Origin of the sequence: Mucilaginibacter conchicola (assembly GCF_003432115.1) — a bacterium.
Taxonomy (GTDB): domain Bacteria; phylum Bacteroidota; class Bacteroidia; order Sphingobacteriales; family Sphingobacteriaceae; genus Mucilaginibacter; species Mucilaginibacter conchicola.
The window spans coordinates 237,334-259,551 of sequence record NZ_QWDC01000004.1; the positions used below are offsets into that span (position 1 = coordinate 237,334).

22 protein-coding genes, 1 tRNA gene and 1 riboswitch are annotated in these 22,218 nt (G+C 44.3%); of the genes, 15 read left to right on the forward strand and 8 right to left on the reverse strand.

Annotation, left to right across the window (positions count from 1 at the left end; all coding sequences use genetic code 11):
* Nucleotides 1-90: 90 nt before the first annotated feature.
* Nucleotides 91-726 (reverse strand): hypothetical protein, encoded by a 636-nt coding sequence (locus D0C36_RS21790; RefSeq protein WP_117393839.1) that lies wholly within the window; start codon nucleotides 724-726, stop codon nucleotides 91-93.
* Between the two features lie 132 nt (nucleotides 727-858).
* Between D0C36_RS21790 and D0C36_RS21795 the strand changes: the two genes are divergently transcribed.
* Both D0C36_RS21795 and D0C36_RS21800 read left to right on the forward strand, forming a co-directional pair.
* Entirely contained in the window at nucleotides 859-1,161 is a 303-nt protein-coding gene (locus tag D0C36_RS21795; RefSeq protein WP_117393840.1) for a hypothetical protein, read from the forward strand.
* Nucleotides 1,162-1,234: 73 nt separating this feature from the next.
* Nucleotides 1,235-3,100, forward strand: coding sequence for a DNA polymerase III subunit gamma/tau (locus D0C36_RS21800; protein ID WP_117393987.1), 1,866 nt, complete (start codon nucleotides 1,235-1,237; stop codon nucleotides 3,098-3,100).
* A gap of 57 nt (nucleotides 3,101-3,157) precedes the next feature.
* Here D0C36_RS21800 and D0C36_RS21805 read toward each other — a convergent pair whose 3' ends face one another.
* Together D0C36_RS21805 and D0C36_RS21810 are read right to left on the reverse strand one after the other, a co-directional pair.
* Entirely contained in the window at nucleotides 3,158-3,568 is a 411-nt protein-coding gene (locus D0C36_RS21805) for a hypothetical protein (protein ID WP_117393841.1), read from the reverse strand.
* Nucleotides 3,569-3,623: 55 nt separating this feature from the next.
* Nucleotides 3,624-4,340 (reverse strand): hypothetical protein, encoded by a 717-nt coding sequence (locus tag D0C36_RS21810; RefSeq protein WP_117393842.1) that lies wholly within the window; start codon nucleotides 4,338-4,340, stop codon nucleotides 3,624-3,626.
* A gap of 263 nt (nucleotides 4,341-4,603) precedes the next feature.
* On the opposite strand from D0C36_RS21810, the gene D0C36_RS21815 reads away from it, so the two are divergent.
* From D0C36_RS21815 to D0C36_RS21825, 3 genes are all read left to right on the forward strand, one after another.
* The gene (locus tag D0C36_RS21815; RefSeq protein ID WP_117393843.1) at nucleotides 4,604-5,833 is read left to right on the forward strand and encodes an NADP-dependent isocitrate dehydrogenase; all 1,230 of its coding nucleotides are present in this window, start codon (nucleotides 4,604-4,606) and stop codon (nucleotides 5,831-5,833) included.
* Between the two features lie 209 nt (nucleotides 5,834-6,042).
* A complete protein-coding gene (locus D0C36_RS21820; protein ID WP_117393844.1) occupies nucleotides 6,043-7,026 on the forward strand; it encodes a type I phosphomannose isomerase catalytic subunit in 984 nt (327 codons plus the stop codon).
* Nucleotides 7,027-7,039: 13 nt separating this feature from the next.
* Nucleotides 7,040-7,504 (forward strand): lipocalin family protein, encoded by a 465-nt coding sequence (locus tag D0C36_RS21825; protein WP_117393845.1) that lies wholly within the window; start codon nucleotides 7,040-7,042, stop codon nucleotides 7,502-7,504.
* 2 nt (nucleotides 7,505-7,506) lie between these two features.
* On the opposite strand, the gene D0C36_RS21830 is transcribed toward D0C36_RS21825, so the two are convergent.
* Both D0C36_RS21830 and D0C36_RS21835 read right to left on the reverse strand, forming a co-directional pair.
* The gene (locus D0C36_RS21830; RefSeq protein WP_117393846.1) at nucleotides 7,507-7,941 is read right to left on the reverse strand and encodes a response regulator; all 435 of its coding nucleotides are present in this window, start codon (nucleotides 7,939-7,941) and stop codon (nucleotides 7,507-7,509) included.
* Nucleotides 7,942-8,059: 118 nt separating this feature from the next.
* Nucleotides 8,060-9,541 (reverse strand): sensor histidine kinase, encoded by a 1,482-nt coding sequence (locus D0C36_RS21835; protein ID WP_117393847.1) that lies wholly within the window; start codon nucleotides 9,539-9,541, stop codon nucleotides 8,060-8,062.
* A 415-nt stretch (nucleotides 9,542-9,956) separates the two neighbouring features.
* Between D0C36_RS21835 and D0C36_RS21840 the strand changes: the two genes are divergently transcribed.
* The 6 genes from D0C36_RS21840 (at nucleotide 9,957) to D0C36_RS21860 (ending at nucleotide 15,663) form a co-directional block, all read left to right on the forward strand.
* Nucleotides 9,957-10,391 carry a MarR family winged helix-turn-helix transcriptional regulator gene (locus tag D0C36_RS21840; RefSeq protein WP_117393848.1) on the forward strand — a complete coding sequence of 145 codons (435 nt, stop codon included), beginning with the start codon at nucleotides 9,957-9,959 and terminating at the stop codon, nucleotides 10,389-10,391.
* Nucleotides 10,392-10,399: 8 nt separating this feature from the next.
* Complete coding sequence (locus D0C36_RS21845) at nucleotides 10,400-11,704, forward strand: serine hydrolase (protein WP_117393849.1); 1,305 nt, start codon at nucleotides 10,400-10,402, stop codon at nucleotides 11,702-11,704.
* Between the two features lie 104 nt (nucleotides 11,705-11,808).
* Nucleotides 11,809-12,879 carry a glycoside hydrolase family 2 TIM barrel-domain containing protein gene (locus D0C36_RS21850; protein ID WP_117393988.1) on the forward strand — a complete coding sequence of 357 codons (1,071 nt, stop codon included), beginning with the start codon at nucleotides 11,809-11,811 and terminating at the stop codon, nucleotides 12,877-12,879.
* A 456-nt stretch (nucleotides 12,880-13,335) separates the two neighbouring features.
* Nucleotides 13,336-13,447, forward strand: a riboswitch (SAM riboswitch).
* A gap of 143 nt (nucleotides 13,448-13,590) precedes the next feature.
* On the forward strand, nucleotides 13,591-14,226 hold the full coding sequence (locus D0C36_RS21855; RefSeq protein ID WP_117393850.1) for a peroxiredoxin: 636 nt from the start codon (nucleotides 13,591-13,593) through the stop codon (nucleotides 14,224-14,226).
* Nucleotides 14,227-14,241: 15 nt separating this feature from the next.
* Nucleotides 14,242-14,312, forward strand: a tRNA-Cys gene (locus D0C36_RS24620).
* Between the two features lie 421 nt (nucleotides 14,313-14,733).
* Nucleotides 14,734-15,663: a DUF5996 family protein gene (locus tag D0C36_RS21860; protein ID WP_117393851.1), complete on the forward strand. Its 930-nt coding sequence runs from the start codon at nucleotides 14,734-14,736 to the stop codon at nucleotides 15,661-15,663.
* A 1-nt stretch (nucleotide 15,664) separates the two neighbouring features.
* On the opposite strand, the gene D0C36_RS21865 is transcribed toward D0C36_RS21860, so the two are convergent.
* Nucleotides 15,665-16,324, reverse strand: coding sequence for a class I SAM-dependent methyltransferase (locus D0C36_RS21865; RefSeq protein WP_117393852.1), 660 nt, complete (start codon nucleotides 16,322-16,324; stop codon nucleotides 15,665-15,667).
* A 157-nt stretch (nucleotides 16,325-16,481) separates the two neighbouring features.
* Here D0C36_RS21865 and D0C36_RS21870 point away from each other — a divergent pair, with 157 nt between their 5' ends.
* The 3 genes from D0C36_RS21870 to D0C36_RS21875 all read left to right on the forward strand — a co-directional run bounded on the left by D0C36_RS21870 (nucleotide 16,482) and on the right by D0C36_RS21875 (nucleotide 19,446).
* A complete protein-coding gene (locus D0C36_RS21870; protein WP_199502109.1) occupies nucleotides 16,482-18,650 on the forward strand; it encodes a carbohydrate binding family 9 domain-containing protein in 2,169 nt (722 codons plus the stop codon).
* A 271-nt stretch (nucleotides 18,651-18,921) separates the two neighbouring features.
* Nucleotides 18,922-19,098: a hypothetical protein gene (locus tag D0C36_RS24725; protein ID WP_199502111.1), complete on the forward strand. Its 177-nt coding sequence runs from the start codon at nucleotides 18,922-18,924 to the stop codon at nucleotides 19,096-19,098.
* Between the two features lie 27 nt (nucleotides 19,099-19,125).
* On the forward strand, nucleotides 19,126-19,446 hold the full coding sequence (locus D0C36_RS21875; RefSeq protein WP_117393853.1) for a phosphoribosylpyrophosphate synthetase: 321 nt from the start codon (nucleotides 19,126-19,128) through the stop codon (nucleotides 19,444-19,446).
* A 281-nt stretch (nucleotides 19,447-19,727) separates the two neighbouring features.
* Here D0C36_RS21875 and D0C36_RS21880 read toward each other — a convergent pair whose 3' ends face one another.
* Entirely contained in the window at nucleotides 19,728-19,973 is a 246-nt protein-coding gene (locus D0C36_RS21880; RefSeq protein ID WP_117393854.1) for a hypothetical protein, read from the reverse strand.
* A 203-nt stretch (nucleotides 19,974-20,176) separates the two neighbouring features.
* Nucleotides 20,177-21,421 carry a cystathionine gamma-synthase family protein gene (locus D0C36_RS21885; protein WP_117393855.1) on the reverse strand — a complete coding sequence of 415 codons (1,245 nt, stop codon included), beginning with the start codon at nucleotides 21,419-21,421 and terminating at the stop codon, nucleotides 20,177-20,179.
* A gap of 105 nt (nucleotides 21,422-21,526) precedes the next feature.
* Between D0C36_RS21885 and D0C36_RS21890 the strand changes: the two genes are divergently transcribed.
* Nucleotides 21,527-22,129 carry a trimeric intracellular cation channel family protein gene (locus D0C36_RS21890; RefSeq protein WP_117393856.1) on the forward strand — a complete coding sequence of 201 codons (603 nt, stop codon included), beginning with the start codon at nucleotides 21,527-21,529 and terminating at the stop codon, nucleotides 22,127-22,129.
* The last annotated feature ends 89 nt before the right edge of the window (nucleotides 22,130-22,218 follow it).

Sequence of the window (22,218 nt, forward strand, 5' to 3'; positions counted from 1 at the left end):
GATTTTTAATTATTTACCCGGTATATCGGGGCTGCAAATGTAGAAAGAATAAATTTATTATCAAAACGTTTATCAGCAGTAATTTAAACGTTAATAAGCCTTGTGATAACCAATGCCGTAAACCAGGCCGCCCGAGAAGAAGCTATACTTTGAAATACTGCCTGCAAATTTTAAACCCAGGCTGGGGCCAAAGCCCGAGGGTTTACCAACCGGGATGAGAAAAAGTAGCTTGAACGGCCTTTTTTTTGACCTGAACCACATAAAAGTGAACTCATAAGGCATGCCTACATAGTAGTTTGTTACGTTGGCGTAGGCTCCAAGCGGTGTTTTATAAAAAGTATGAGCGCTATTTGATGATATACCCAATGATGCGCTAAATGAAACCCCGTTTTTTATAAAGCGTTGCCCGTATAGTAAAGCAACTTCTCTCATGGTTGAATTATTTTTAAGTACAACAGCGGGGGTGGGTAGCATATCAACGCGCTCGGTGCCGCCTTTTGTTGCAATTCCTCTCAAAATAAAAAGATTACGCTTGTATTGGTAATTAATAGAAGAGCTAAGCATAACATCGCGCCCTGCCAGGAAGCCCAGGTCGGCAAATATGATGGGGTTGGTGTTAACTTGTATTTTAAGGCCGTTTGTATCAATTTTTGATTGGATTGTATCCTGGGCGTACAAACAAAAGGCGCTTGCTATTAATGCAATTATAACAATCAGTATTTTCATGTAAAGGTTTGGTGCATCTAAAGTATACTTTAATTGTTAACACAATATTTAGTAATGTTAAATATCAAAACAGGCATTTTTACAAATGTGCGTGGCATACTATTTGCCCTTATCTAACCAAACAACATCGCCATGAATTACAGTTGCCAACCCCACGCATTCAGCGCCATTGAGTATGCCATCGTATTAATGCATACCCCGTATGAAGATAGTAGCATAGATGATGATAACGATAACCTCGCCGATGATCTTAATTTAAATTCGCCTGCAGAGGAAGCCCAACCCGAAGAAGGTAGTTGGGATGATGAGGACGATGATGATTTTGACGACGAAATGGAATCGCGTAATGATCTGCACGAGATCCGTGTTGGTGATGATGTTAACGAGCCAGATCCAGAGGATGATGATCACCTGCCAGATGATGATCTGCAGTAAGAGGCGTTTCTAATTACTCACATTTGGGTTTTAAGCCTTTCAGGTAAGCCATTTTCTTGCTACCTTAGTGGCTGTGGATAATTTTATTGTTTCGGCACGTAAGTATCGCCCGGCAACGTTTGAAACCGTTGTTGGCCAGCAACATATAACTAATACGTTAAAAAACGCTATTAAGAATAATCAGCTGGCGCAGGCATTTTTATTCTGCGGGCCGCGTGGGGTGGGTAAAACAACATGTGCGCGTATCCTGGCAAAAACCATTAACTGCACCAATTTGCAGCCCAATGGTGAAGCCTGCGGCGAGTGCGATAGCTGTCGTGCTTTCCAGAACGGTAACTCCTTTAACGTACATGAGCTTGATGCCGCATCAAACAACTCGGTTGATGATATCCGTAGTTTAATAGATCAGGTGCGCATACCGCCACAAGCGGCGCGCTACAAAGTGTATATTATTGATGAGGTGCACATGCTATCGCAGGCGGCATTTAACGCTTTCCTGAAAACGCTTGAGGAACCACCTAACTACGCCATATTTATATTAGCCACTACAGAGAAGCATAAAATACTGCCAACCATCCTGTCGCGATGCCAGATCTTTGATTTTAACCGCATCAGGGTAGAGGATATGGCGGGGCATCTTGCCAACATCGCCAATAAAGAAAGCATTTCTTATGAGGACGACGGCCTGCACATCATCGCCCAAAAAGCTGATGGTGGTTTAAGGGATGCACTATCGATGTTTGATCAGATAGTAAGCTTCTCGGGAGCTAAGGTTACGTACAAAGCGGTAATTGATAACCTCAACATTCTCGATTACGATTACTATTTTAATATTACTGATAGGCTTTTACAGGAAGACAGCGCCCAAACGCTGTTACTTTTTGATGAGATCTTATCAAAAGGATTTGATGGCGCGCATTTCATCTCTGGTTTATCTGAACACTTGCGTAACCTGCTGGTAGGTAAAGATACTGCTACCATTAAGTTGTTAGAGGTAAGCGAAACCATAAAATCGAGGTATTTGCAGCAATCGCAGGCGGCATCTGTATCGTTCCTGTTATCGGCCATGAATATTGCCAACCAATGCGATATCAGCTATAAGCAGAGCAAGAACCAACGGCTGCAGGTAGAGCTGGCTTTACTGAAGATGAGTAACCTGCAATCCGTCTTTAGCATGGCAAGTATGCCTGCCAATAATGTAGCTGCTCCCAACGGAGAGGTAAAAAAAAAACCTGATACCTCAGTAAATACGCTTCCCGCACAGCCTGTAGTGGCCGACGAGGTTGCCATTGTGCGCGATGCTCCGGTAAATTATAACACCGGGAAATCACCGCAGCCGGCTGCAGCAACGCCTTCATTATCAGCGCAACCTGTTGCGGCCACACCCTCATTGAGCGCTCCGCAAACTGCAACTGTTACTGAAAACCCAACTGAGAAACCAAAAGTATTTGTGCCTAATGTGCACACTTCAACCTCATCTATTAAGATACCATCGCTTAAAGAGTTAGGTAAACAGGTTGAGGAAGCCGCCCTTGAAGAAGAAGACCCGTATTTAAAAGGTGCCGATAAGGAGTCTTTCACGATAGACCAGTTTTTAGAACTATGGGTAAAATATGGCGGCGACCTTAAAAAAGAAGGTAAACCCGTTGGCCTTTACACAATATTTACCAATGTTACACCCAAAGTTTTAGGGCCCGAAACATTTGAAGTAGTTTTATCTACAAAAGTGCAGGAGAATGCTTTTAGAGAGCAGCGTGCGCATTTGCATAATTTTTTACGCAGCAGTTTAAAGAATTTTAGTTTAGAAGTAAACTCAAAGGTAGAAGAGGTTACCGCCGTGCGCAAACCCTATACCGCGATAGAAAAATTTCAATACCTGGCTGCAAAGAATCCGCAACTAATGGAGTTGAGAAACAGGTTTAACCTTGATTTTGATTAATACAAAAAAGGGATGCTTTAAAAAGCATCCCTTTTTTGTTGAGGATACATGGCCCTCTTATTTTTTAGGTGTATCGTTTTTAGGATAGCCTTCTTCGTCAAGATCTTCTCGGTCGTCTTCCGGGGTATGAGCCAAAGCTTCGTCGCGCGGGTTCAGTTGAACGATCTTACCGCTATCAATATGCATCCCTAATGATTCGGCATCGGTTTCTAATGAGCGGTCGGCATCGTATTCGCCTTTTGTATCGTAAGGATTAGCCTCATCATAGGTAGAGTCGATATCATCGCCATTGTTGGCCGTAGTGTCATACGGATCGGGATGGTCGTAATCAGCATCGTCGCCTTTTACATCATACTCATAACTGTTAAGCTCCTCATCGTAATTGAGGTTCTCGGTATCTGCGGTGTCATTTGTATCGTTATCTTCAGGATCCGTTACAAATTCGTCGTTTGGTTCGTTGGGTATCATAGGTTAGATATTTTAGGTAATTATCAACCAAAACCCTGCCAAAAAAAGCCAAAGGCTACAGTGTTTTACGGTAAGAGGTTACGCCACCTAAAGCAAATTTAAGGTTGATGCTTATCTGCGACCATACATCTTTGTTTTTACCCGCTGTAAAACCATCAAGGTTATCAGTAAGGTCGAAATTTAATTGGTAACCAATGTCAAGTTTAAATGATGGCTGGTTATATTGGTTAAAAAATTTAAACTCATAACCAATGCGCGCCGGTATATAAAGCTCGTTGCTTTTGTTGAGGCCGCCGGTGTAAAAAGGCGTGCCATCGTTATATTCCAACACGTATGATTCGCGGTTTATCTTCTTCATATCATTAAGTACGTAACCCACACCGGTAGATAGGTATAAGTTTTTTAAACCGCCCATAATACCGCCGCCGCTATAATCCATAATTTCGCCGGCCTGTAACTGCCCCCTGAAAACCAAAGCGGTATAAGAATTTTTAAAATACCGGCCTGTTGCAGATGTTATACTACCACCCTCTAAGTTGCCACTTTGCAGTTCGAAAATATAATTTGCGTATGGTGTTTGGTTATAATTAAAGCTAACGGCAATTGATGGGGTGCTTTTTAAAGATTCAGCATCACCATAAACCGTGTTAAATGCACCACCTAAACCTAAGTCATATTGTGCATAATCGTAACCTATTTGTGCTTTAGATACTACCGTAATAGCTGAAAGTAACAGGGTAAATAAGGTGCTTTTGAGAAACAATTTGATCATAAAATAGGTCTAAGGTCTTTTTATTAGGGTAATACACTGTAAAGGTAACAGCCTTAACGTAAAAAACAATATGCAAATGTGCTTAAACAGCTTAATTATTTGTTTACGAGTAATAGCAGTAGGCGTATTTGTTTATTGCGTAAGCTGCCAACAATTTGGGATAAATGCCGGTTAACTTTTTTCAATTAGTTAAGCCCATAAATTTTTCCAAATAAAAAAATATGTATGTTTGGAACCGTTAAAAATAAAAAACATAACAAACGATGTCGAAAATTAAAGTAGCAAATCCGGTTGTTGAACTGGACGGTGATGAAATGACCCGCATCATCTGGAAGTTTATAAAAGATAAACTGATCACTCCGTACCTTGATCTTGATATTAAGTATTATGACTTGGGTATTGAGTATCGTGACGAGACCGACGACCAGGTAACTGTTGATGCTGCTAACGCTATATTACAATATGGTGTAGGTATAAAATGTGCTACCATTACGCCTGATGAGCAGCGCGTTGAGGAGTTTGGCCTTAAACAAATGTGGAAGTCGCCAAATGGTACAATTCGTAACATCCTGGATGGTACAGTATTTCGCGAGCCTATTGTGATGAGCAATGTGCCTCGTTTAGTGCCAAACTGGACAGCGCCTATCTGCATTGGTCGCCACGCATTTGGCGATCAGTACCGCGCAACCGATTTCTTAACCAAAGGCAAAGGTAAACTTACCGTAACCTTTACCCCTGAGGATGGTGGCGAAGTACAATCATTTGAAGTGTTTAACTTTAAAAATGATGGTGTTGCTTTAACAATGTACAACACTGATGAATCTATCAAAGGTTTTGCCCACGCATGTTTCAACCAGGCGTTAATGAAAGGCTGGCCTTTATACCTGTCAACCAAAAACACCATTCTTAAAAAATACGATGGCCGTTTTAAAGACATTTTTGAAGAGATCTACCAAAACGATTATAAAGCTAAATTTGACGCTGCCGGTATTACTTACGAGCACCGTTTAATTGACGACATGGTTGCATCGGCCCTTAAATGGAACGGTAACTTTGTTTGGGCTTGTAAAAACTACGATGGCGACGTACAGTCTGATACCGTAGCACAAGGTTTTGGTTCATTAGGTTTAATGACCTCTACTTTGGTTACCCCTAACGGTACCGTTATGGAAGCCGAAGCTGCACACGGTACCGTAACCCGCCACTACCGCGAGCACCAGGCAGGCCGCCCAACTTCAACCAACCCAATTGCATCTATTTTTGCATGGACCCGTGGTTTAGAGTTTCGTGGTAAACTGGATAACAACCAGGAACTGATCGATTTCTGCCATGCTTTAGAGCAGGTATGTATAGAAACTGTTGAAAGCGGTAAAATGACCAAAGACTTAGCTATCACCATTAAACCTAAGGTTGAGCACGGTACCGATTACCTGTACACCGAAGAGTTTTTGGAAGCTATTGACGAGAACTTGAAAGCAAAACTGGGTAAATAATCATCCGGTTTGTTTAAAATAAAAAGCCCGGTTTGCATTGCAGACCGGGCTTTTTTGTGGTTTAGCTTATTTGCATTTAGTACCTCGCAATGACGCCTTGGTTGCTTTTTAATGCTCCACTACACGACGCACTACAAATTATTTATATCCTTATCATGGGTTCTTTAAAATCCATAACTTAGCCGCCAATAAACAAAAAACCAACTACCATGTCAACTCCATTATACCCGCTAAAGTTTAAAACCATATTTAAAGATAAAATATGGGGCGGCCATAAAATTGAAACTTACTTACACAAAAACATCGGCGACCTGCCAAACTGCGGCGAAACCTGGGAAATATCAGGCGTTAAATCTGATGTATCGGTAGTTGACAGCGGCGAACTTAAAGGCCAGTCGTTGGCTGACCTGCTTGAACAATATCAGGCGGATTTGGTAGGCGAGAAGGTGTACAAACACTTTGGTAATACTTTCCCATTGCTTGTTAAATTCATCGATGCCAATGATGATCTGAGTGTGCAGGTTCACCCTGATGATGAACTGGCCAAGAAACGCCACAACTCATTCGGTAAAACCGAAATGTGGTACATCATCGAGGCTGATAAAGGATCGACCCTGATCACCGGCTTTAACCAGGAAATGGATGAGCAAAAATATGTCGACGCATTAAACAGCGGTCATATTATGGATATCCTTAATCGCGAAGAAGCTGTGGCGGGCGATGTGTTCTTTTTACCTGCAGGCCGTGTGCACACCATTGGTAAAGGTTTGCTGATCGCCGAAATTCAACAGACATCAGACATTACTTACCGCATTTACGATTTTGACCGTGTTGACGATAAAGGCAACAGACGCGAACTGCATACCGAAGAGGCTTTGGCTGCTATTGATTACAAACACTACGATGAGTACAAAACCATCTACCAGCCACAAAAAGATGAGACCGTACACGTGGTAAGCTGCCCTTACTTCACTACTAACGTACTGGATGCAACGCACGGAACAGAGAAGGATTACTCAAACCTGGATTCGTTTGTGATACACGTTTGTGTTGAAGGAGAGTACACGCTTAAGCACAATGATTTAGCTTACCCCGTAAAAATGGGCGATTGTATCCTGCTCCCAAAAACTATTGATAAAGTAGAGTTGAAAACCACATCGGGTTTCAAAATTTTGGAAAGCTATATTGAGTAATTATATTAGGGGTATGAAAAAAACCTTACCCCTATCACTATTACTTTTTACGCTTGCGTTTTCGGCCTGTAAAAAGGACAATTCAATTAAACATAACGATCTTGTTGGCCAGTATTCTTTAACAGCTTACACAGGATACGGAGAGAGTGATAACCTATTATTAGAAGTAAACAGCAACAGTAAGCCTTGTATGCGTAATTTGAAATTTACGTTGCGCGAGGATAACACAGCCACCTCATCTTATTTAAGCAACGATGTTTGTAACCTGTCAGACCCGTCGGCCTCTGTAAAATGGAGCTTAAGCCCAAGGGAAACACAGTATTTTATCTGGAGTTTCAGTAATAATCAGATTCAGATCCAGGAAACAGGCGCCTCATCAACTCATACCTATTCAATTACCCGTAAAAATGGAAAAATTGAATTGACCGAAGACTATCAGGGGCCTTTCAAATACAAACAAACGTTTACAAAAGATTAAGCTTAATTATACTTAAGCTGATCGCCGGGATGTTGCAGGTTATGGAATATCTCGGTAAGATAACTTTCATCCAAAGGCTTTAAAAGATAATCCGCCACGAGCGGATTTTTTTTTGCCCTGTTAATATCTTCCAGGTCAATAGAAGAGCTTATGTTGTAGAGCTTTATGGGTTTGGGTAGCTGGGATTTTATTTCCCCAAATGCATCATTAAATTCCCATCCGTCCATTATCGGCATGTTGATATCTACAAACAAAACGTCGGGTAGGTGTTGGCTATTTATAGGGTCTGTGAGATAATTTATCGCTTCCTGGCCATTGCTAAAATCCAGTATTTCGTTAAAAAGGCCCTTTATGCCCGTTAATTTTCTGAAACCGTAGGTAAAGATCTTATCATCATCCACAATCCCCGCTGTCACAAATTTGGTTTCGCTGCTCATCTTATTGGTAATCTATACCACTGATACTGTAAATTTTATGCCAATGTTTACGGTTAATGGTAAAGAGATGTTTCCAAAGGTTTACTCACACAGGTTGTGCGGGTGAAGAAAGCCGTATTTATACCAGCTTGATGGTAAATTTTGTACCCACGTTAACGGTACTCTCTACGGCAATATTACCGCCTAATGCTTCAACCTGGTTACGGGTCATGAAAAGGCCAATGCCCTTTGAATCGGAGTTTTGATGGAAGGTTTTATACATACCAAACAGCTGTTCGCCATGCCGCTGCAGGTCAATACCCAGGCCGTTATCTTCAAATATCAGGTAAATGTTGTTGCCATCCTTATAAGTGGTGATGTTGATAATTGGTTGCCTATCCGGGTGGCGGTATTTTATGGCGTTGGTTAAAAAGTTCTGCAATATGCTTTCCAGGTAGGCCGGTACATAATTAATTACGGGTGCCTGGCTAAAATTGGTATTAATTTCAGCTTCGGTGGCACTAATATTTGTTTGCAGGGCAGATTCTACGTTGGCGAATATCTTTTCAAATTCAACCAACTTGGTGCCTTTTGATATCTCGGCCTGTATCTTTACTATCTCGTCCAGGTGCCCCATGGTAGCACTAAGGCTACCGCTTATAGTTTTTATGTGCTGAAAAATTTCTGTGCGATCTTCAGCAAGTTGACTTTCTTCAAAAAGTTCAACCATAAATTTCAGGTTCCCCGCATGCGAGCGTAGGTTATGCGATACAATGTAAGCGAAGTTTTGTAAGCGCTTGTTCTGATCATCCAATAAGTTGATGGACGATTGCAGGCTAAGGCCACGTCGTTTAACGTTATCAATATCCTGGAAAGTGCCGCGTACTGTCTCGCACCGGCCATACTCGTCTAAAACAGGCACCGCTTTACACTTAACCCATATGATGTTGTTTTTGGCAGTACGAAACTCTACCTCAATATCATAAGGCTTACACAGCGTAAGCGCCTGGTTAACTGCTTCCTCAATCATTGGGCGGTAAGCCGGCATAAAAAACTCAATAGCCTCGGGCACGCTAAGTTTTATATGGTTATTCAGCTCAAAAATATCGTAAACTTCGGGGCTAAACTTTAGCTCCATGCTGCGGCTGTCAACTTCCCAGATGCCTATCTTGGCAATGCGGCCTATTTCAAGGGCCTGCAATTCGCTTTCGGCGGTTTTAACCTGGGCAATTTTTATAGCGTTGATGTTGATAAGTATGCCATACATCACAACCCCTTCAGAAGTATCGCGGCGATGTGTAGTGCTTTCAAACCATTGGTAGCCGTTGTTATTGGTAAGCAACCTTATATGTGCTGTACGTGGGCCGCCGTGCCTTGGCGAATAAGTGGTTTTTACAAAGGTTTGTTTATCCTGGTAATACAGCAGATGGTCAAAGAAGTAAGAGTACGAACATTCTATCTCGCCCCGGGTATAGCCCAGCACGGCATAAAACCCTGCCGACCATTTCACCTGCTTGGTGTCGGTGTTGTATTCCCAAATGCCGATGTCCTTATTATCGATTAAATGCGCGATATGAGACAGGCTCTCGCCAGAAAACGTATGTCCGTCAGTAAAACTCATTTAACGCAATCAATAACCAATAATTTTCAATTCAATAACGCCTTTGTTATTATAAATAATATGCCAAAGCCGCTAAGCTTCGATTTTTACAACCAAATGTTGTTTTAAATTATCGCGAGTAAAGTATTAGTTTACTGTGGCAATAATATTTAACCGCTGGTTTATTTTCAAAATCGCTCTTCTGCACTCTACTGAACTGAAAATTAAACCATTAAACAGTATCGCATTTATACGACAGTTTTTCTGTTAGGTTATTAAAATTTAGACCGGGTAAAAATACCATATATTTTACGAGAATAATATGCCCCGCTTAAAAGGCTTACAACTTTTGGGAGATATCGTTGTGCTGTTAATCACTTTTTAATTTTATTATATTGATATATCAATTATATTTGTATCAATAAATTAAATTATTTTGGAGAATCTGAACGAAATTGTTTTCTACAGCCTTGATAAAGCCATACGCACTTACAGGCAATATGCTCATCAGCAACTTACTGCCCAGGGTTTTGATGTAACGGTTGACCAATGGCTGGTGCTGAAAGCCCTAAACGATAACCCCGATATGCCCCAGCAGCAAATAGCCGAAATGACTTTTAAAGACTATGCATCGCTTACGCGGATGATAGAATTACTGGTTAAAAAGCAGTATTTGAGCCGCACCATACACCCGCAGGATAGGAGGCGTTTTACGCTTACACTTACACAAAACGCGCATGAAGTACTCAATAGGATGCAAAAAGTTATTGTTGCTAACCGTAAACACGCTTTGCAGGGCATAAGCGAGGCGCAGATAAAGGCAATGCATGAAACGCTCGGGCAGATCATCCAAAACTGTAACAAAACTTAAAAATCACAATGAGAAGATTATTATTAATGCTGATGCTGGCCTTGCCTGCATTAGTAACTGCGCAGGATATAGCTAAAAAAGCTGATAGCTTGCTAACAACCTACACCAGTAATAAACAATTCAGCGGCAATGCGCTGATAGCCAAAAACGGCAAAATTGTTTTTGAGAAAGCTTATGGCTTTGCCGATAAAGAGCAGGGCAGGTTAAACAATTTGCAGACGGAGTTTCGTGCCGGTTCATTAACCAAAATGTTTACCGCGGTTGCCGTATTGCAGCTGGCAGAACAGGGCAAACTATCGCTTCATGACAAAGTGGGTAAATATATCCACAATGTGGCGGGTGGGGATAGTATTACACTCAAAAATTTGTTGAGTCATACCTCTGGCATCCGCGGAAACATTCAAAACACCAATGGTAACCTTGCCCAAATGGTAAGCAGTTTTAAGAGTGATGGCCGCGCGTTTGCACCCGGCGAGCGCTTTGAGTACAATAACTTCAACTTTATACTATTAGGTTACATTGCCCAAAAAGTAAGCGGCAAACCCTACGCGCAACTACTTACCGAAAGGATCTTTAAACCCGCAGGCATGCAGCACACCGGTATCGATTATAAGGGCCGCAAGGCAGCTAATGTTGCGCTGGGTTACATGATTGATGATAAGACCCAGGACCTTGCCCGTATGGAGACAGGTAACATCAACGCTGCATCCGGCGCGGGCGCGCTGTACACTACCGTTGGCGATCTGCTGAAATTTTCAACGGCTATTGATGCGCATAAGATACTATCAGCAAAAAGTTTTGAGCTGGCTTTTACGCCGGTTAAACCGGGCTACGGTTTAGGTTTTACGTTGCGCGAGAATAACGGACATCCTAAAACAGGGCATACAGGTTCTATAGAAGGCTTTATGGCCGAGTTTATGAAGTTCCGTAAGGATGACATCACGGTTATATTCCTTTCTAATTTGCTGCCACCGGTAGATCATCATCTGGACAAGGCACTGGCTTCAATAGCCTTTAACGAGCCATTTGAAATAGAAACCGGCAAAAAGGGTATTGAGGTATCTGTCGATGCCTTGCAAAAATACACGGGTACCTACGAGTTGGAAGGCGCCAAAATGGTGATATCAGTTAAAGAAGGCAAATTAATGGCACTTGCCCCCGGGGGGGACGAAGTAGAACTGGTACCCGAGGCCACCGATAAATTTTTTGTGAAAGGCCCGCAGATTGGAGTGATTTTTAAAGAGGAAAACGGTAAAGTAACTGCAATGTTCCTGGATATGCGCGGGGGGCAAACGTTTAAACGCGTGCAGTAAGCTTAATGTTTAGAGTGTAAAAGAGGCAACTTTATGTTGCTTCTTTTTTGTATATGTATTTTTGACATTTTTTATTTATGTTTACGGTAACCAATAAAAAATCAATGAAAACCACCCTTATTAAAGTATTTGCTGCTGCTTTGTTAGGCACAGTATCGGTTAACGCCTTGGCGCAAAAAGCTACTGTGGGCAAACAATGGTCGGCAGCTAAGGCTAATGCCTGGTACGCCGGACATAAATGGATGAGCGGCGCCGATTATATCCCTGCAACTGCCATCAACCAGTTAGAGATGTGGCAGGCAGATAGCTTTGACCCTAAAACGATAGATAAAGAATTAGGCTACGCCGAAAGCATTGGCTTTAATACCATGCGTGTGTTCCTTTATAGCCTTGCCTGGCAGCAGGACAAAGCCGGCTTTAAAAAGCGTGTAAACGATTATTTAGCCATCGCCGATAAACACCACATAAAAACCCTTTTTGTTTTCTTTGACGATTGCTGGAACGCTGATGCCAAAATTGGTAAACAGCCTGCGCCAAAAACAGGCATTCATAACTCGGGCTGGTTACAGGATCCGGGTAACCGCCTGGGTAAACCCGGCCAGGAAGCCATGCTGAAAGCTTACGTTACCGATGTAATGACGGCTTTTAAAAACGATAAACGCATCCTGCTTTGGGACCTTTACAACGAACCCGGAAACTCTAACAAAAAAGAAGCCTCTATGGACCTGCTTGTAAAAACCTTTAGCTGGGCAAGGGCGGTAAACCCAAGTCAGCCTTTATCTGTTGGCCTGTGGGACTGGACATTTGAGAAACTAAACACTTACCAGGCGCTTAACTCAGATGTGATCACCTACCATGATTACAGCGAAGAACCATCGCACCTGAAAACCATCCAGATGCTGAAAACGCACGGCAGGCCGTTGATATGTACCGAATACATGGCCCGTACCCGCAACAGCCGTTTTGAAACGGTGATGCCAATGCTGAAGAAAGAAAAAGTAGGCGCCATTAACTGGGGTTTTGTTGAAGGCAAAACCAACACCATCTATGCATGGGATACCCCAATGGCCAACGGCGGCGAACCTAAAGAGTGGTTCCACGATATTTTCCGCAAGGATGGTACAGCGTATAAACCTGAAGAGGTGGAGCTGATCAAAAAACTAAACGGTAAGTAGGACCGCGGATTTTTTTGATTTAGTGATTTAAGGATTTTATAAAGCGTCGATGTCGTGGCATCGACGCTTTATTTTTATGTCTGTCGCCCAACACGTCATTGCGAGGTACGAAGCAATCTCTTTATGCTGAGCCGCTCTGTAAGTAGGGGATTGCCACGTCGCTGTCGCTCCTCGCAATGACGGAATAGCTGTGATCTTCCCCCGCTGGCGCACGCGTGCCGTGTGTGCCTAATCCCCTTACTGCGTTAGGGATTGAAGTGGATACCGGCCCGGCGCTTAAGGCCTGTGCCATAGGCATCCCTTCGGGGCAGGCGTATGAACGTAAAGCCCGACCCAAAGGGAAACGCCCAAAATATTTTTTTCACCTCATTTTCAGCTAAATGCAATAATTTTAATAAAGACTACCATTTTTGTAGTTTTTATTTATAGCTTTGTGTTGTAATCGTTCTTTAAACATACTTATCCAGAAAGACCGAGGGAAGGGCCCTGCGAAGTCTTAGCAACCTGTACCGCTATGGTAAAAGGTGCTAATTCCTGCTTTGTGAATTGATACAGAGACAGATAAGCTGATTTAACGACCTGCATTAAGGTGCAGAACCGCCGCTGTAGCAGCTTATTCTCTCCACATTTCCGGATACATTTTTGAAACTATTTTGGTGATAGCAGCTTATTTTATTGCTGTTAAAATATTCAACTTAAAAAACTAAAAACATGAGCTTAAGAATTGGCGACGATGCCCCAAACTTTAAGGCACAAACATCTAAAGGCGAAATTGACCTGTACGAATACCTTGGCGATGGCTGGGGCGTGCTTTTCTCGCACCCTGCTGACTATACACCGGTTTGTACTACTGAGTTGGGTAAAACCGCTGCACTAAAAGACGAGTTTGAGAAGCGCAACGTAAAAGTGCTGGCCTTGAGTACCGATAATGTAGAATCGCACAAGGGCTGGATAAGCGATATTAACGAGACCCAGAACGTTGAGGTTACCTTCCCGATCATTGGCGATGAAGACCGCAAGATCTCTGAGGCTTATGACATGATCCACCCTAATGCTTCGTTAACCGCTACGGTGCGTTCGTTATTCATCATTGGCCCGGATAAAAAGATAAAACTGATCATCAGCTACCCGGCATCAACAGGCCGTAATTTTCAGGAAATTTTACGTGTGATAGATTCCCTGCAACTGACTGCTTACCACAGCGTTGCTACCCCTGCCGACTGGAAAGACGGCGAGGATGTAGTGGTGCTGCCATCCATAAAAACAGAAGATATCCCGGCGAAGTTCCCTAAAGGTTTCAAAGAAGTGAAACCATACCTGCGTACTACGCCACAGCCAAACAAATAAGGCTGCAAAACTCCAAGCCGCGTGACCGAGAGGATAGGTGAAGGCCTGCAAAACCTTTAACGGTAGTTCGAATCTACCCGCGGCATCTGAAACTATTAAACTGCTAACTATAACTGAAAGTAAACGGGCCGCAAGGCCCGTTGCTTTTTTAGTGCCTCTCCCCAACCCCTCTCCAAAGGAGAGGGGCTTTAATACATTTGTCATTTCGAACGAGCGACAGCGAGGAGAACCGGAACGAAGTGGAGCTCATCGAAGATAAATCCTGTTCGGTAAGACAAGCGGCTTGCTTAGCATTAATAACAAGATTTCTCCTCGTCCCTCGTTCGAAATGATATTCAATAAGGTTATGTCGTTGCGAGGAGCGACAGCGACGTGACAGGTCAGCGTGTTTGTCCTCTGAGATTGCCACGCTATCGCTCGCAATGACATGGTTCTTAAAGTCTTCCTTATCGGGGGAGATTTAGAGGGGGCTATCAACAATTCCTACCCCTCGCTTGTATTATCATTATGAGCAAATTACCCCACAACTGGCCCGTTCTTGATTTTCATTATCTGAAAGATACCATTGCTACCGTACACATGTGGACGCAGATCATCGGTAAGGTGCGTTTAAAGAAATCGCCGTGGATAAACCACTCTTGGCAGGTAACGCTATACGTAAGTGCAACCGGCTTAACTACCGGCAGCATCCCTTATAAGGATGGCATTTTCCAGATAGATCTGGATCTGATAGGTCATCAGCTTTGTATCACCACCAGTACAGGCGGCAAATGTACTATGGCTTTAGGGGCTACCACCATTGCCGGTTTTTATCATACGCTGATGGATAAGCTGAAAGCCGTAGGGGTAGATGTGGAGATATATGCCGTACCAAACGAACTGGAAACAGCTATCCCGTTTGCGGAGAATACCGCCCCGTGCACTTACAACCCCGAGGCTATGCATACTTTGTGGCAGGCTTTGGTGAGCATCAATAATGTATTTACCCGTTTTAGGGCGGGCTTTTTGGGAAAATGCAGCCCGGTGCATTTCTTTTGGGGCGCGTTTGATCTGGCGGTTACAAGGTTCAGCGGGCGTACAGCGCCGCAGCATCCGGGTGGTGCTCCAAATATGCCGGTTGAGGTAATGCAGGAAGCTTACTCGCACGAGGTAAGTTCATGCGGCTTTTGGCCGGGCAGCGAGGCTTTCCCGCAGCCATCGTTTTATTCGTACTGCTACCCAACCCCAGATGATTTTGCCAAGCAGGAAGTATTGCCGCCGCAGGCATTTTACAGCGGTGAAATGGGCGAGTTTTTGCTAACGTACGAAGCCGTTCAGCAATCAGATAACCCTGAAGAAGTATTGCTTCAATTTATGCAATCTACCTATGATGCCGCCGCCCGCACGGGTAACTGGGATAAGAACCTGGAATGCGACCTGCAATGGCTAAAGCAATAACTTAAAACAGGTTATTTACCGGCTTGTGTGCTGGAGTTGGCTTTTGCTGTTGTGCTGTTTTGCGCAGGCACCAGGTGGTCATGCAGCGCAGGCCCTGTACGTTGGTGGTTTTTATCGGCTCAAATAATTCAGCGCCCAGGTCAACGGTGTACTCCATCAGCATCTCTTCATCCACCAAAAAACGTTGCGAACCATCGGGCAGTACATAACGGCTGTTGCCCAGGTGCTGTACCTTATCGGTAATGCCGATGTCTGATGCCAGTCGGGCGAAGAAATAGCCACCAGGTTTAAGCACCCGCCACATGGAACGTAGCATGGCATCAAAGTGGTTATTATCCTTAGCAAAATGCAGCACGGCACTGCTCATCACCAGGTCAAAGGTGTTATCCTCAAATGGCAACTCTTCTGCCGGGGCAACTTTAAAATTACCGGCAGGCAGGTTTGGCGCCAGTTGGGCGGCTAATTGTTTCACCTGCTCTACAGCCCTTGTATCCGGGTCGATACCATGAACATTAAAACCATTCTGCAGAAAATAAATGATGTTTCGGCCACCGCCGCAGCCTGCATCAAGGATGTTCTTGCAATCATCAAACCGGCCTTTCAACAGCTGGTCGAACAGGTATATATCAATATTGCCAAAAGTTTGCTGCAGGGTGCTCATAGGGGTATTGGGTATTGGAATTTTATGCAATGTAACAATAACCAATAATGATTTAAAAGGTGTGCAGCGCAATTAGGTAGTTTACAGTATTATGTATATTATTGTGTAGCGCCTACACAATGGCGTTGGTATTATCTCACATTTTTACCCATACCAATTGACTAAACTTAAAACGTTGCTGCTGCTGGGCTTTGTTATGCTTTGTAGCGTCGCCTTTGCGCAAAAAAAGAACGCCAATTACCAGCTGCACATAAAACGTGTGCAATCTCCCATAAAAATTGATGGTTTGCTTGATGAGAGCGATTGGCTTAACGCCGATAGCACCCAGCAATTTTACATGGTATTACCCATGGATACCAGCTACGCCAATTTGAAAACCATTGTGCGTACGGCTTATGACGATAATAATTTTTACATATCGGCAGTTTGTTACACGCCTACGCCGGGCTATATGGTAGAGTCGCTGAAGCGGGACTTTAGTTTCCTGAAGAACGATAACTTCATTTTTTTTATGGATCCGTTTGATGCCCGTACGGATGGTTTCACCTTTGGAGCCAACGCTGTTGGTGCGCAATGGGACGGTATCATGTTTGAAGGCAGCAAGGTTGATTTGAGTTGGGATAACAAATGGTATTCGGTAGTGAAAAATTATCCTGATAAATGGGTTTTTGAGGCAGCTATACCTTTCAAAAGCATTCGCTACAAAAAAGGTATCAAAGAGTGGGGTATCAACTTTAGCCGGAACGATCTGAAGACCACCGAGAAATCGGCATGGGCACCTGTGCCAAGGCAGTTCCCTACAGCAGCGCTGGCTTATACCGGTACCCTGGTTTGGGACGAAGCGCCGCCCGTGGCTACGCACAACATCTCGCTGATCCCTTATGCACTGGGTGGTATCACCAAAGATTTTGAACACAACAAAGACGCCGTTTGGCGCAAAGAGATAGGTGGCGACGTGAAGATAGGCCTTACCTCATCCCTCAACCTCGACCTTACGGTTAATCCCGATTTTTCGCAGGTGGATGTAGACCAACAGGTGATCAACCTGAACAGGTACGAGTTGTTCTTCCCCGAGAAAAGGCAGTTCTTTTTAGAGAACGGCGACCTTTTTGCCAATTTTGGTTATGCCGATATCCGTCCGTTCTTCTCGCGCAGGGTGGGTTTGAATGCGCCTATCCGTGGTGGAGCCAGGCTTACAGGTAAGATAGACAAGAACTGGCGCGTAGGGGTAATGGATATCCAGACGGGCCAATCAAGCGCTGATAACCTGGCGGGGCAAAACTTTGGCGTGGTAACCTTGCAACGCAGGGTGTTCTCGCGATCAAACATCGGTATCATGTTCGTTAATAAAGATGCTACAGGGAGTGCACCTGTCGAGGGAAGCAAAGGTTCTGCCTACAACCGCAACATTGGTTTAGAATACAACCTGGCATCATCGAACAACCAGTGGACGGGTAAATTTTTGGGACTGAAATCATTTAGTCCGGGTTTGAAGGGGCACGATTATGTGCAGGCGGCCAACCTGCAGTACCTCAGTAAATACTGGACCATTGCCCTGCAACAACAGTATGTAGGCAGAAACTACAATGCCGAATCGGGCTACGTGCCGCGCAAAGGCTACAACAAACTGGCGCCGATATTACAGCATAACTTTTTACCAAAGAGCGGTATCATTCTTTCGCACGGCCCGCAGATAAGTGGTACCTATTTCTTTGATGAAAGCTACAAACCAACAGATAACGAGACCATCCTGAGCTATCTCATTACCTTTCGTAACCGGGCCACGCTCACCGTATCAGCCCTCGACGACTACGTGAAATTGCTGCAACCATTCGATCCAACCAATACCCGCAAAGATTCTTTACCCGTGGGTTTTAAAAATCACTGGAACACCATCGATATACAATACGCATCAAAGCCGCAAAGTGTGTTCACTTACTTAGTTGAGGCTGCGCGTGGCGGATACTACGATAACGGCACCAAAAATACACTGATAGGGCAAATAGGTTACCGCTTTCAGCCGTATGTGAATTTGCTGGTGAACGCCTCGTATAATGATCTGCATTTACCTGCGCCTTACGGGCGTAATAAGTTCTGGCTGATTGGTCCGCGGGCGGATGTTACCTTCACCAATACACTTTACTTTACCACTTTTGTGCAGTACAACGACCAGGCGCGGAACATGAACATCAACAGCAGGCTGCAGTGGCGCTACAAACCGGCATCAGACCTGTTTATTGTGTATGGCGATAACTCTATCCCTTCACCGTTTACCATTAAGAACAGGCAACTCACTATTAAGTGGACGTATTGGTGTAATATCTGATAAGGATAGATTCTCGTTGTAAGTTTACGCTATGGAAATATTATAGTTTACTCGCCCGGGCTACGCTACGCTGGACCACCCTCTCTGCTGCAGGCAGCAAAGAGGGTAAAGAGAAAGAAGGATTTTTCTTACCCTCTTTTCGCGTAGCGAAGAGAGGGTCGACGAGCGCCAGCGATGTCGGGGTGAGCCAACTATTCTCGCGTTTTCACCATTTTTCCAATTTCCACGAATTGCACCTCAAACCAATACACCATTTCGGTGTTAAAAGGGCATGAACAAATTTTTCCGTGCGTTAATTGCTGCCTGGGGTGCTAAAAAACTGGGTGGCGGGTGTTTGTCTACAATTGTTATCTTTATCATCATTTACACGCTGCTGGGTAAGTGCGATAATACATCGCGCGGAGCTGTGCCAGTGCATAGCCATACCAAAACAGCAGCTACGAGATAAACAAAAACTAACACAATTTCATACCCTATGAAACCAATGACCACCGTTACCGAAGTGATCAACAACCTTCGCGAAAAAGGTTATACCGAAGATTTTAACCTGCATGAAAACTGCCTTAAATGTGCGGGTAACCAAATGCAGTTACACCCCGAAGAATTTGTGGTGGATAAACACTACCGCTTTGAAGGCGACTCGAACCCCGATGATGAAGCCATTGTTTACGCTATCTCATCAGAGAAATACCAGATGAAAGGCGTACTGGTTAATGGCTACGGCCCGTCTGCCGATCCTGTTGCTGATGAAATGGTAAAGGCATTGGCGGAGAAGCCGGGTGCAGGGGAGTTGTAAAAGATAGTGATATCAATATGTCATTGCGAGCGTAGCGTCGCAATCTCTTCGCATGCTAAGAACGCGAGGAGATTGCCGCGTCGCTGTCGCTCCTCGCAATGACAAAGGTTTTATAACAATTAAGCCCACGCATTTGCGTGGGCTTCTCTGTTTCTTTTTTCCTACACGTCATTGCGAGGAACGAAGCAATCTCTTTAGGACAATTGTACTGCAATACATGTAGGACCTACCTAAAGAGATTGCCACGTCGGCTACGCCTTCTCGCAATGACGTTTTTATTATCATCCCAGCCAATCTATCTTTTCTTCAATTTTATCAGCTATTAAATGCACCAGTTTATTATCCAATGCGCCTGGGTTCTGGCAAAGAGATAACGTTTCATGGTCATCGGGGTTAAAGCTTACCAGTAGTTTATTATCCTGATAAACCTCAATTTTGCAGCGCTGATGGCTGTGATGCAGGTATTCTTTTACCTCAAGCGCCAGGTCCTGTTTGTTGTATTTGATATGCAGATCGAATCTCTCCATTGCCTTCGCGGTTTATAAATAAACCAGCCGGCTGCTGTATTGTTCGCATTCAAAAGCATTCATTGCCGTTGGCTTCAGCCAACGGTGCCATCATATAAGAGAATGGCTTCAGCCAAAATCCAAATGAGAGGTTCGGCTGAAGCCATCTTGTATATTCAATGTTCCGTCGGCTAAAGCCGACGGCAATGAAATAAGAGATCTAATTATGCAACCGCTTCAAAAGCCTTTTTAAAATCATTCAGCAGGTCTTCGCGGTCCTCGATACCTACTGAGAGGCGGATCATCCCTTCGGGGATGCCCATTTCGGCACGGCGCTCGGCACCCAGTTCAAAGAAAATGGTTTGGGCAACCGGGATAGCCAGGGTGCGGGTATCGCCAAGGTTACTGCTTTTTATCACCACCTCTAAGTTATTCAGGAAGGCAAATACATCCACACCATCCTTCAAAGCAAAGCTCATTAAACCACCATGCAGCCGGAACAGCTTTTTAGATAGCTCATGCTGCGGATGATCTGTTAAACCGGGATAATAAACTTTATCAACCAGTTCATGGCTGTTAAGATATTCGGCCAATGCTTGTGCATTGCCGCATGAGCGTTCAAGGCGCAGGGCCAGTGTTTCGGCACCTACAGAGATGTTGTGGGCAGCCTCTGGAGCCAAAGTGCCACCACCATCGCGCAGGCCGCGTTTACGGATCTGGGTAATGCCTAACAATTCGGGTTTTATCTGCTGGCGCAACACTTCGGCAATACCGGCGTAAGCATCCCAGTTAAACAGGCCGGTATCAGTAACCGCGCCACCAAGGGCATTGCCATGGCCGCCAATGTATTTGGTTAACGAGTTTATTACCAGCGATGCTTTTACATCGGCGGGCGTAAAAATATATGGCGAGGTCATGGTATTGTCCACCACGTATATCAGTCCTTTTTCTTCGCATAGGTTACCTATCGCTTCCAGGTCGGCTATTTGGGTGGCAGGGTTAGCAATGGTTTCTACCAATACCATGCAGGTGTTAGGTTTGCAGACAGCCTTTACATTTTCGGCATCGGTAGCATCAACAAAGCTGATATCGATACCCATCTCTGTAAAAGTGGTCAACACGCTGCGGGTGTTGCCAAACAGGAAAGAGCTGGCCACAATATGGCTACCCTCTTTCACTAAAGCTAAAATGGTTCCGGTAATGGCCGCCATGCCGGTAGCAAAACTAACAGTGGCAATGCCTTTTTCCATAAAGGTTACCTTGCTCTCTAAAGCAGCCGTAGTTGGGTTGCCCTGGCGCGAGTAAGCAAAGCCCTTAGCTTTATTCTGGAACACATTTACCAGGTCCTGCACATCATCAAAACCCCAGGTTACGGCAGTATGAATAGGCTGGTGTAATGCGCCAAATTCGGGTTTGCGTAAACGGTCGGCATGAAGCAGGGTAGTGGTAAATCCTTTTTGTTGAGTCATGATATTGTAGTACAGTAGATAATATTTCGCAATGATAGGGTATCTGCGCTGTAAATGCAAAGCGAATGGATTTTCGGGATAAAAGTTTAGGTTTGCATTACAATTATGCATCTGAGTTTTTCGGCCGTTATTGAGATCTTGGGGACCATGGCATTTACCGTGTCGGGAGCCTTTTCTGCCATGCAGAAGAAGCTGGATGCATTCGGTGTGCTCATCATCGGTTTTGTGACAGCAATAGGCGGCGGTACCCTGCGCGATGTACTCATTGGCAATACACCCGTAGCCTGGATGCGCGACCTGAGTGTTCCGCTCATCATCCTCGCTACCACGGCCATCACTATTGGCTTTAAAAATCACGTAAGTAATTTAAAAATTACGCTGCTGGTGTTTGATGCTCTGGGCCTCGGGCTGTTCACTATCATCGGTATACAAAAAGGACTGGCCATTAACCTTAACCCCGGTATCTGCATTGCCTTAGGTACTATTACCGGCTGCTTTGGCGGTGTGCTGCGCGATATGTTGCTCAATCACATCCCCGTTCTGTTCCATAAAGAGCTGTATGCCATACCCTGCATCACCGGCGGTATCTGTTACATCCTGCTGAAACCTGTTGTTGAACCTCAAATTGCAGAGGGCGTATCTGTGGTGGTCATCAGTACCTTTCGCATCTTATCGGTACGCTATAACTGGCGCTTGCCTACGGTTTAAGGGAGTATCCACAGCCTTCTAAGTATCGTTGAAAACTGTTGTAAACCTTTAGTGAAATGGATTTGTTACCTTGCAGCACATTTACAAAG

Coding starts and splice junctions, on each gene's coding strand:
- D0C36_RS21790 (WP_117393839.1), bottom strand. CDS start 726: ATGAAAATACTGATTGTTATAATTGCATTAATAGCAAGCGCCTTTTGT.
- D0C36_RS21795 (WP_117393840.1), top strand. CDS start 859: ATGAATTACAGTTGCCAACCCCACGCATTCAGCGCCATTGAGTATGCC.
- D0C36_RS21805 (WP_117393841.1), bottom strand. CDS start 3,568: ATGATACCCAACGAACCAAACGACGAATTTGTAACGGATCCTGAAGAT.
- D0C36_RS21810 (WP_117393842.1), bottom strand. CDS start 4,340: ATGATCAAATTGTTTCTCAAAAGCACCTTATTTACCCTGTTACTTTCA.
- D0C36_RS21815 (WP_117393843.1), top strand. CDS start 4,604: ATGTCGAAAATTAAAGTAGCAAATCCGGTTGTTGAACTGGACGGTGAT.
- D0C36_RS21820 (WP_117393844.1), top strand. CDS start 6,043: ATGTCAACTCCATTATACCCGCTAAAGTTTAAAACCATATTTAAAGAT.
- D0C36_RS21825 (WP_117393845.1), top strand. CDS start 7,040: ATGAAAAAAACCTTACCCCTATCACTATTACTTTTTACGCTTGCGTTT.
- D0C36_RS21830 (WP_117393846.1), bottom strand. CDS start 7,941: ATGAGCAGCGAAACCAAATTTGTGACAGCGGGGATTGTGGATGATGAT.
- D0C36_RS21835 (WP_117393847.1), bottom strand. CDS start 9,541: ATGAGTTTTACTGACGGACATACGTTTTCTGGCGAGAGCCTGTCTCAT.
- D0C36_RS21845 (WP_117393849.1), top strand. CDS start 10,400: ATGAGAAGATTATTATTAATGCTGATGCTGGCCTTGCCTGCATTAGTA.
- D0C36_RS21850 (WP_117393988.1), top strand. CDS start 11,809: ATGAAAACCACCCTTATTAAAGTATTTGCTGCTGCTTTGTTAGGCACA.
- D0C36_RS21855 (WP_117393850.1), top strand. CDS start 13,591: ATGAGCTTAAGAATTGGCGACGATGCCCCAAACTTTAAGGCACAAACA.
- D0C36_RS21860 (WP_117393851.1), top strand. CDS start 14,734: ATGAGCAAATTACCCCACAACTGGCCCGTTCTTGATTTTCATTATCTG.
- D0C36_RS21865 (WP_117393852.1), bottom strand. CDS start 16,324: ATGAGCACCCTGCAGCAAACTTTTGGCAATATTGATATATACCTGTTC.
- D0C36_RS24725 (WP_199502111.1), top strand. CDS start 18,922: ATGAACAAATTTTTCCGTGCGTTAATTGCTGCCTGGGGTGCTAAAAAA.
- D0C36_RS21875 (WP_117393853.1), top strand. CDS start 19,126: ATGAAACCAATGACCACCGTTACCGAAGTGATCAACAACCTTCGCGAA.
- D0C36_RS21880 (WP_117393854.1), bottom strand. CDS start 19,973: ATGGAGAGATTCGATCTGCATATCAAATACAACAAACAGGACCTGGCG.
- D0C36_RS21885 (WP_117393855.1), bottom strand. CDS start 21,421: ATGACTCAACAAAAAGGATTTACCACTACCCTGCTTCATGCCGACCGT.
- D0C36_RS21890 (WP_117393856.1), top strand. CDS start 21,527: ATGCATCTGAGTTTTTCGGCCGTTATTGAGATCTTGGGGACCATGGCA.